Below are 8,833 nucleotides of genomic sequence, written 5' to 3' on the forward strand. Positions count from 1 at the left end.
CACCCAGGCGGGATCATTGGCATAGAGCCGGAAGGGCAGGGCGACGAACGCCTTGCGATCCGCCTTGCTGGTGACCGGCCGAATGGTAATGCCGCTTGCCATATGATCCTCTCCGCTTGCGGCCACGGCCTCTGCGCGCGCGGCGGGCACAGGTAAAGCGAAGATGCGACCAGCCGCCGGTCCGACCGGCGGCCGGCTTCAGCCTTGGCGGATGCGCTTGGACGGATGCCCCGTGGCCACTCCGCCCGACAGCTTGGCCACCCACGGATACTTCTCGGCCACCTCGGGCGTGTAGCCTAGGTTGAACACCGTCGCGCTCTTCTTGCGCTGGCTCACCTTCTCGTAACTGGTGCCGAACAGCCGGTCCCAGAAGAAGTTGGTGATCCCGAAATTGCCCGTCTCGTCGTGGAAGTGATGCGCCATGTGGCGCTGCTTCATCTTCACCAGCATCGGATGTTTGGGGGTATAGGCCAGATGCTGGATGCAATGGCAGAATTCGTAGAAGCAGGTCATCAGCAGCCCCGCCGCGAAGCCCGCCGCCGCGCCGCCGATCCCGCCGAACAGATAGCCGATCGGCGCGGTCGCGAGTGCGATGGTCGGCACCGTGGTGTGCAGCGCGCCGAACAGGATTTCGAGCCGGTTAGGGTCCTGATGGTGATCGTAATGGATCCGCTTCCACGTCGCGGCCAGCAGCGGCATCTTGTACATCCACTGGCTGTGCAGCACCCAGCGATGGAGCGCGTACCAGACCAGCGGATAGAGGATGATCGCGACCGCGACCGAGGCGATCGTCGCCAGCGCGCCCGCCGGATAGGCGAACCACACGGCGGTCGAGGCCGCCGCGAGCAGCAGATAGGCGATCACCGCCGGATACTGGAAATAGGCGACCACCAGCTGCTTCAGGTTCATGCGGTCGAGGAAATGCTCACGCCGCCAGAAGCTGGGCTTGATCGAAGAACTGGCCACAGACGATTCCTTGCACTGTCGGCGCGCATGCGCGGCCTACTCATATGGGAAGTGTCCCTGCCGTCGCAATGCGGCGCTTTTCGGGCGTTCTCGGGTCCGTTTTCGGGAGGCCGGTGCCGCCGGCTTTGCCCCGGCGCGTCGGCCCCTCAGTGCGCGGCGCTGGTATCGACCGCCTTGCGCGGGCGCGGCACCAGCCACACGATCAGCCCCGACGCGATCAGCAGCACGGTGCCGATCTCGAACAGGTGGGTGGTCGCGATCGCCATCGCCTGCTGGTCGATCAACCGTTCGAGCAGGCCGCGCGTGCGTTCGGGGTCCATCCCTTCGATGCGGAGCTGCTGCGCGGCGGTCGAGTTGCTGTGGACGATCCCGCTCAGGTTGGCGCGGCTCGACTGCCCCTGATCGGCCCAAAGCGTCGTGGCGATCGACGTGCCGACCGCGCCCGCCAGCGTGCGGACGAAGCTCGACAGGCCGGCGGCGGACGCGGTCTCGCGTGGTTCGACCGAGGCGAGCGCGAGGATGGTGATCGGCACGAAGAAGAAGGGCAGGCCAAGCCCGTTCAGCATGTGCGGGATCGCAAGGCTCCAATAATCGACGTCGCTCGTCCAGTCGGTGCGCTGGAACAGCGCGAAGGCGAGCCACAACATGCCGCCGCTGACCAGCATGCGCGGATCGAACTTGCCCGACAGGCGCCCGACGATCGGCGAGACGACGACCGCGAACATACCCTGCCACGCGAGCACGAACCCCGCCCACTGCGCGGTGTAGCCGAGATAGCCCTGCAACCATTGGGGCGTGATCACCACGGTCGAGAAGAAGGTGCCGTAACAGACCGCGAGCGCGATCACGCTCGCGCTGAACCCCCGATGGCGGAAGACGCGCACGTCGACGATCGGGTGGCGGTCGGTCAGCTCCCAGATCAGGAAAGCGACGAAGAAGATCGCCGCGATCACCGCTTCGGCCACGATCAGCGGCGATCCGAACCAGTCCTTGTCGCGTCCGGTGTCGAGCATCACCTGCAGCGCGCCGACCCAGATCACCAGCAGGATCAGGCCGACGAAGTCGACCGGCTGCTTCTCGGTCGGCGTCTCCTCGCCGCGCAGCAGCGCGAACACCCCGAACAGGCACAGCGCCGCAACCGGGATGTTGATGAAGAAGATCCAGTGCCATGACCAGTTGTCGCTGATCGTGCCGCCCAGCACGGGGCCGGCGACCGGGGCCACGACCGTGGTCATCGCCCACAGGCCCATTGCCGCGCCGCGCTTGTCGGGGGGGAAGATGCGCAGCAGCAAGGTCTGCGTCAGCGGGATCAGCGGGCCGCCGCAGATGCCCTGGCCGACGCGCGCGGCGACGAGGATGCCGAGGTTGGGCGACAGGCCGCACAGGATCGAGAAGGCCGCGAAGCCGACCATCGACCAGATGAACACGCGCACCGCGCCGAAGCGGAGCGCAAGCCATCCGGTCAGCGGCACGCAGATCGCCTCCGCCACAGAATAGCTCGTCACCACCCACGTGCCCTGCTCGGGCGAGATGGCGAGGCTGCCGGCGATGTGCGGGACCGACACGTTGGCGATCGACGTGTCGAGCACCACCATGAAGTTGCTGAGCGCCAGCACCACCCCGGCGAGCCACATCGTGCCGCCGGACAGCTTCTTCGGTTGATCCTGCGCCATCGGATCAGTCGTTGAGGTCGATCGTGGCTTCCATCGACAGGCCGACGCGCAAGGGGTGCGCGCGCAGTTCCGCCGGATCGAGCATGATGCGCACGGGAACGCGCTGCACCACCTTGATCCAGTTGCCGGTGGCGTTCTGCGCCGGGATCAGCGCGAAGGCCGATCCGGTGCCGCCGGCAAGCCCGGTGACCGTGCCGTGATAGACGACGTCGCCGCCATACAGATCGGACACGACGCGCGCCTTCTGGCCGATCCGCACGCGGCGGAGCTGGCCTTCTTTGTAATTGGCATCGACATACATGCGGTCGATCGGGACCACCGTCATCACCGCCGTGCCGGGGGCCGCGCGCTGGCCGACCTGGATGTTGCGCTGCGCGACGATCCCGTCGAACGGCGCGCGGATCACGGTCCGCTCCAGGTCGAGCTTCGCCTGTTCGTACTGCGCGCGCGCCGCCGCCACATCGGGATTGGTATCCATCGTGCCCTGCGTCAGCGCCTCGTTCGCCTCTAGATTGCGGGCGGCGGCGACGCGGTTGGCCTGCGCCTGCGCGATCGCGGCCTGCGCCACGGCGAGCTGGGCCTTGGCATTGGCGAAGGCAGTGCGCGCGCTCGTCAATTCGTCGCCAGATACCGCGCCCGAGCGGGCGAGCGATTCGCGCCGCTGCAGATCGACCCGTGCCTTGTCATATTCGGCGCGCGATGCCTCGGCCTCGGCGCGCGCGCGGGCGATGTCGGTCTCGCGGGCGGATACCTGCGCGCCCAGTGCCCCGCCGGTCGAGCTGGTCTGCTGGAACTCGCGCTGCGCCTGCGCATAAGCGGCGGCGGCGCGGGCGAGCGCGATGCGCGCGTCGGCCGGATCGATCGTCAGCAGGATGTCGCCCTTGCGCACCGCCTGCGTGTTCGACACCCGCACGCTCTGCACCTGTCCCGCGACCAAAGGCGTGATCTGCGCGGTGTCCGCGCCGACATAGGCGTTGTCGGTCGACACGTGGCGCGACCCGATCAGCAGGTGATAGGCGGTCGCGAGCAGGCCGATCCCGACGACCGCGATCACCAGGATGGTCAGCCAGCGCCGCCGGCGCGCGGCGAGCGTGGCGCGCGAATCGTCGGTCGCGGCGGGCTGGGGCGGGGCGGCGGCGGGCGCGTCGGCCGTCATGTCGGGGTCTGGCTGATCGGCCATCGGTCGTTCCTCAAGGGTCATGCGACGAACCCGCCGCCAAGTGCGCGGACGAGCGCCACGTCGAGCGTGAAGGCGCGCGCGGAAAGATCGGCCTCGCGGCGGCGCGCGGCGATCACGCCCTGCTCCGCCGAAAGCACGTCGAGAAAGGTGGACAGGCCCGCTTTGTAGCGCAAGCGGGCAATCTCCCACGCATGGCGATTGTCCTCCAGCGATGCACGCGCGTCACGCAATTGCTGGTCGAGCGCGGTGCGGCTGGCGACCGCATTGGCCACTTCCTGCAGCGCCCCGATCAATGTCCGGTCATATTCGGCCACCGCCGCGTCGTAATCGGCGCGCGCCGTGCGGAAGTCGCCCGAACGCTGGCCCTGGTCGAAGATCGGCAGCGAGATCGCCGGGCCGACATTGCCGTAGGTCGATCCCGACTTCAGCACGTTGCCGAAGCCGAGCGCCTGCAAACCCACCAGTCCGCGCAGGCTGAGGTCGGGATAGAAAGCCGCGCGTGCCGCCTTGATCCGCTCGGCCGCCGCCTCCAGCCGCGCGCGCGCGGCGGCGATGTCGGGTCGGCGCCCGACCAGGTCGATACCGGCGCTGTCGGGCAGCGTCACCGGCGCGAGCGCGGCGAGCGAGGGGCGGATGATCGACAGGCCGCGATCGGGCCCCGCGCCGATCAGCGCCGCCAGCCGGTGGCGCGTGATCGTGATCTGCTCCTCGACCGCGCCCAGATCTGCGCGTGCGGCGGGCACCTGCGCCTCGGCCTGGCGGCGCTGGCCCTGGTTGTCGAGGCCATTCTGCACGCGTTGCGCCACCAGCCCGGCGGTATCCGACTGGATCCGCACCGCTTCGATCAGCACGTCGCGATCGGCGTAAAGCTGGGCCAGGTCGGCATAGGCATCGGCGATCGAGGAAGCGAGCGTGATGCGTGCCTGCTGCTGCTCGATACGCGCGGCATCGCGGTCCGCCAGCGCCGCGCGGAGCGTGGCACGGTTGCGGCCCCACAGGTCGATGTCCCAGCCACCCTGGATATTGACCGTGCCGGTGTCCTTCCACCCCTGCGGCAGGAATTCGCGCGGAAAGCCGTTATTGTAGCTCTGCTTGACCTTGCCGGCATTGCCCTCGGCCGTCAGTGACGGTTCGAGCCGCCCACCGGCGGCGCGCACCACGCCCTCGGCCCGCGCCAGGCGGGCGGCGGCGGCGGCGATGTCGGGCGCGCCCGCCAAGCCTTCCTCGATCAGCCGGTCGAGCTGCGGATCGTTGTAGCGCTTCCACCACCCGTCGCCGGGCCATGCCCCCGCCTCGCTCGGCAGGCTGCGGCTCGCGGCGAGGCTGGCCGCCGTGCGCGGCGCGGGCTTGCTGCCGAGGTCGGGCGCGCAGGCCGCCAGCGGCAGCAGGGCGCCGATCACCATCAGGCGGGCGGGGCGGAAAGTCATCTTGTCCTGGAAGCCTGTACCGTTGCGTACGCGAAGTAGATGCGCCTGGCGCGACGCCTTGTCAATATCGAACCGTACGGTATAGTACGATCGCCATGCACGGTTCCGAACCCCCCGGTCGTCGTGAGGCGCGTAAGGCCGATCGCCGCCGCGCCATCGTCGACGTCGCCGAACGCTCCTTCCTCGAACGCGGTTTCGCCAAGACGTCGATGTCGGCGATCGCGACCGAACTCGGCGGATCGAAAACGACGTTGTGGAGCTATTTTCCGTCGAAGGACGATCTGTTCGCGGCGGTGCTCGATCAGAAGATCGCCGTCTTCCAGAACGCGCTCGACGGCGCGCTCATTCCGACCGAAGGCACCGCCGCCGCGCTCACGCGGTTCGGACGATTGTTCCTTGCCAAGGTCCTGTCGTCCAGCTCGGCTGGGCTCCAACGTCTGATCATGGCCGAGGCGGAGCGCTTTCCCAACCTGGGCGAGGCCTTCGCCACACGCGGACCCGAGCGTGTCCGCGCACGCCTGTCGCGCTATATGGCGGAAGAGATGGCGGCCGGCCGCCTGCGGCAGGGCGATGCCGAACGGGCGGCGCGTCAGTTCCTCTCGCTCTGCCAGGCGGGCTGCTATCTCGACCGGCTGTGGCGTCACGCCCGGCCCATCCCGTCGGAAGCGAGCATCGACGCCGACGTGACCGACGCAGTCGATACGTTCATGCGGGCATGGGGGCCGGACGCGAAGTGAGCGCGCGCTGGACCGCGATCCTGCTTGCCGGGCAGCGGCCGGGCGTCGATCCGCTCGCCGCCGCCTTCGGGCAGGAATGGAAGGCGCTCGTGCCGATTGCGGGGGAGGCGATGCTGTCGCGGGTCGCGCGGACCCTGCTCGCCTGCCCGTCGATCGGGCGCGTGCTGATCCTCGCGCAGACGCCCGACGCTTTGCTGACCGGCGACTGCGCATGGCTGGCGGACGAGCCGCGCGTCGGCCTCGCATCGTCGGGCGGCGGGATCGCGACCAGCATCGCCGTCGTCGCGGGCGGGCCGGCTGCGCCCTGGCCGGTGCTCGCCACCACCGCCGACCATCCCTTGCTGACGGTCGAGATGGTCGAGGCGATGATCGCGGGATCGGCCGGCGCGGATGTCGCGGTCGGCGTGGTCGGGCGGCGCGTGCTGCTGGGCCGCTATCCCGACAACCGCCGCACCTGGCTCCGCTTCGCCGACGATGGCTGGACGGGGGCCAATCTGTTCGCGCTGCGCACCCCCGACGCGATCCGCGCGCTCGATGCGTGGAGCACGGTCGAGCAGGACCGCAAGAAGGCGATCAAGCTCGTCTGGCATTTCGGCGCCTGGCTCGCGATCCGCGCGGTCACGCGCACGATCACCTTAGCCGGGGCCATGCGCCGCGCCGGCCGTCGGCTGGGCTTCGACGCGCGCCCGGTCGCGCTGCCCTTCGCGGAAGCGGGAATCGATGTCGACAAGCCCGCCGATCACGCGCTCGCCGAATCGATCCTGGACGCGCGAGAGGCGGGCTAGACCGGCATCTTGTCCGCGCGGCCGGCGGCAAGGCGCCGGCCATAATGGTGCCCCAGGAACACCGCCGCCGCGCCGCGATGCGGGCGCCACGCCTCGGCAAGATCGCGCACCTGCTTTTCCGACGGCCGCGCGGCGTGGCCCAGGATCTGCCCCACTTCTTCCTGCACCGCGAGGTCGCCCGCCGGCCACACGTCGCCGCGCCCCTCCGCGAACAGCAGGTAGATTTCGGCCGACCAGCGCCCGATCCCCTTGATCCGCGTCAGCGCCGCGATCGCCTCCTCGTCGTCGGCCGGCAAAGCCCGGAGATCGAGCATCCCGGTATCGACCAGTTCGGCCAGGCTCTTCACGTACGCGATCTTCTGGCGCGACAGCCCCTGCGCGCGCAGCAATTCGTCGGGCGCGGCGGCGAGGATCGCGGGATCTGTCCCCACCGCCGTCTCCAGCCGTCCCCAGATCGCGTTCGCCGACGCCACGCTCACCTGCTGGCCGATGATCGTGCGCAGCAGCGTTTCGTGCCCGCGCGGGCGGATGCGCGGTTCGGGATAGCCGTGCCGGGTCAGCCCGCCCGCAAATCCGGGTTCGATCGCCGCCAATGCATCCAGACCGCGTTTCAACTGTTCGGCGGTGAGACCCATTCTTTCCCCGATTGCCTCGGGCATCCGCCCGCGACATGAGGGCGCCCGCATATCATCATTCGAAAGGTCCCGGATAATGCCCAAGCTGATCGTCGTCACCCGCGAAGGCGAGGAACGCGAGATCGAGGGCGATGTCGGCCTGTCGGTGATGGAGGTGATCCGCGACGCCGGGATCGACGAACTGCTCGCCCTGTGCGGCGGCTGCTGTTCGTGCGCCACCTGCCACGTCCATGTCGACCCGGCTTATGCCGACCGCCTGCCCGCGATGGGCGAGGACGAGGACGAGCTGCTCGCCATTTCCGACGATCGCGATGAAACCTCGCGCCTGTCGTGCCAGCTTCCGTTCGAGCCCGCGCTCGACGGCATCCGCATCCGCATCGCGGCGGAGGATTGAGCAGCGGGCGGCGATGACGGCGCGTGTTGCATGCGCCGTCCGCCCGGCGCAGATTGACCGGGTTCCAACGGGGCCCGATGCCGATGACCTTCAAGCTGAGCCTTGCCTGCCTCTTGCTGGCGACTTCGGCGATGGCGCAGCCCGCGCCCGGTGTGCGCGTTCCGCCCGAAATCGGCGCGGCCTACGGCCGGCTGGGCAAGGCGATGATGGCGCACGACGCGGACGGCGTGAAGGCCGTCTGGGCGGACGACTTCGTCGTCAATTCGCCCAACAATACGGTCCTACGCCGGGACGAGGTCATCGCCGTGATGGAGCAGGACTTCCTCGACTATCGCGACTTCCGCAAGCACATCACCTTCGTCGGCGAGAAGCCCGAGATGACGGTGGTCATGGGCTATGACACGATGGTCCCCATCAAGGGGCCGGGCGCGGGCAAGCAGGTCACGCGGCCTTTCACCGATGTCTGGGCGAAGCGCGCCGGCGGGTGGGTGCTGGTCGCGCGGCAGGCGACGATCGCCGCCGTCAATTAGAGGCCGATCCGGTGAACGATCCGCGCGCCGGTCAGCGCGGTGCCGATCCCCGCGTCGCGACCGCGTAGAGCGCGATCGCGGCGGCGTTGGAGATGTTGAGGCTCTCCACGCGCGGGCTGATCGGCAGCTTGGCCAGCTCGTCGCAATGCGCCTCCGTAGTCTGGCGCATGCCTTCGCCCTCGGCCCCCAGCACCAGCGCCACGCGCGCGGTGCCGATCGCCTCGCCCAGCGTGCGCGGGGCCGATCCGGTCAGGCCGATCCGCCAGAAGCCCGCCTCGCCGATCTCGTCGAGCGCGCGGGCCAGGTTCACGCCGCGCACCCACGGTACGATCTCCAGCGCGCCCGACGCGGCGCGGGCGAGCGACCCCGATTCGGGCGGGGCGTGCCGGTCCTGCGTGACGATGCCGAGCGCGTCGAACGCGGCGGCCGAGCGCAGCACCGCGCCCACATTGTGCGGATCGGTGACCTGGTCGAGCACCAGTAGCGGCCGCTGATTGTCCGCGCCG

General features: G+C 69.4%; 10 protein-coding genes. 4 read left to right on the plus strand and 6 right to left on the minus strand.

Annotated features, from left to right (window positions below; translation table 11 throughout):
- Window positions 1–198: 198 nt before the first annotated feature.
- The 4 genes from ACOJSF_RS01945 to ACOJSF_RS01960 form a co-directional block, all read right to left on the minus strand.
- On the minus strand, window positions 199–909 hold the full coding sequence (locus tag ACOJSF_RS01945; protein WP_420140562.1) for a sterol desaturase family protein: 711 nt from the start codon (window positions 907–909) through the stop codon (window positions 199–201).
- 203 nt (window positions 910–1,112) lie between these two features.
- The gene (locus ACOJSF_RS01950) at window positions 1,113–2,639 is read right to left on the minus strand and encodes a DHA2 family efflux MFS transporter permease subunit (RefSeq protein WP_420140553.1); all 1,527 of its coding nucleotides are present in this window, start codon (window positions 2,637–2,639) and stop codon (window positions 1,113–1,115) included.
- A gap of 4 nt (window positions 2,640–2,643) precedes the next feature.
- Entirely contained in the window at window positions 2,644–3,819 is a 1,176-nt protein-coding gene (locus ACOJSF_RS01955; RefSeq protein ID WP_420140554.1) for an HlyD family efflux transporter periplasmic adaptor subunit, read from the minus strand.
- 17 nt (window positions 3,820–3,836) lie between these two features.
- Complete coding sequence (locus ACOJSF_RS01960; RefSeq protein WP_420140555.1) at window positions 3,837–5,246, minus strand: efflux transporter outer membrane subunit; 1,410 nt, start codon at window positions 5,244–5,246, stop codon at window positions 3,837–3,839.
- Window positions 5,247–5,341: 95 nt separating this feature from the next.
- On the opposite strand from ACOJSF_RS01960, the gene ACOJSF_RS01965 reads away from it, so the two are divergent.
- Both ACOJSF_RS01965 and ACOJSF_RS01970 read left to right on the plus strand, forming a co-directional pair.
- Window positions 5,342–5,983 carry a TetR/AcrR family transcriptional regulator gene (locus tag ACOJSF_RS01965; RefSeq protein ID WP_420140556.1) on the plus strand — a complete coding sequence of 214 codons (642 nt, stop codon included), beginning with the start codon at window positions 5,342–5,344 and terminating at the stop codon, window positions 5,981–5,983.
- Window positions 5,962–6,768, plus strand: coding sequence for an NTP transferase domain-containing protein (locus tag ACOJSF_RS01970; RefSeq protein ID WP_420140557.1), 807 nt, complete (start codon window positions 5,962–5,964; stop codon window positions 6,766–6,768). Before ACOJSF_RS01965 ends, ACOJSF_RS01970 begins: the two co-directional genes overlap by 22 nt.
- On the opposite strand, the gene ACOJSF_RS01975 is transcribed toward ACOJSF_RS01970, so the two are convergent.
- Window positions 6,765–7,403, minus strand: coding sequence for a DNA-3-methyladenine glycosylase family protein (locus ACOJSF_RS01975; RefSeq protein ID WP_420140558.1), 639 nt, complete (start codon window positions 7,401–7,403; stop codon window positions 6,765–6,767). The two genes, ACOJSF_RS01970 and ACOJSF_RS01975, sit on opposite strands and share 4 nt — an antisense overlap.
- Before the next feature lie 76 nt (window positions 7,404–7,479).
- Here ACOJSF_RS01975 and ACOJSF_RS01980 point away from each other — a divergent pair, with 76 nt between their 5' ends.
- Together ACOJSF_RS01980 and ACOJSF_RS01985 are read left to right on the plus strand one after the other, a co-directional pair.
- Window positions 7,480–7,797 carry a 2Fe-2S iron-sulfur cluster-binding protein gene (locus ACOJSF_RS01980; protein ID WP_420140559.1) on the plus strand — a complete coding sequence of 106 codons (318 nt, stop codon included), beginning with the start codon at window positions 7,480–7,482 and terminating at the stop codon, window positions 7,795–7,797.
- A 77-nt stretch (window positions 7,798–7,874) separates the two neighbouring features.
- The gene (locus ACOJSF_RS01985) at window positions 7,875–8,327 is read left to right on the plus strand and encodes a nuclear transport factor 2 family protein (RefSeq protein WP_420140560.1); all 453 of its coding nucleotides are present in this window, start codon (window positions 7,875–7,877) and stop codon (window positions 8,325–8,327) included.
- Window positions 8,328–8,358: 31 nt separating this feature from the next.
- On the opposite strand, the gene ACOJSF_RS01990 is transcribed toward ACOJSF_RS01985, so the two are convergent.
- The coding region (locus tag ACOJSF_RS01990; RefSeq protein ID WP_420140561.1) for a 23S rRNA (guanosine(2251)-2'-O)-methyltransferase RlmB at window positions 8,359–8,833 on the minus strand (475 nt) is incomplete at its 5' end.

This window comes from Sphingomonas sp. (assembly GCF_048594985.1).
Taxonomy (GTDB): Bacteria; Pseudomonadota; Alphaproteobacteria; order Sphingomonadales; family Sphingomonadaceae; genus Sphingomonas_I.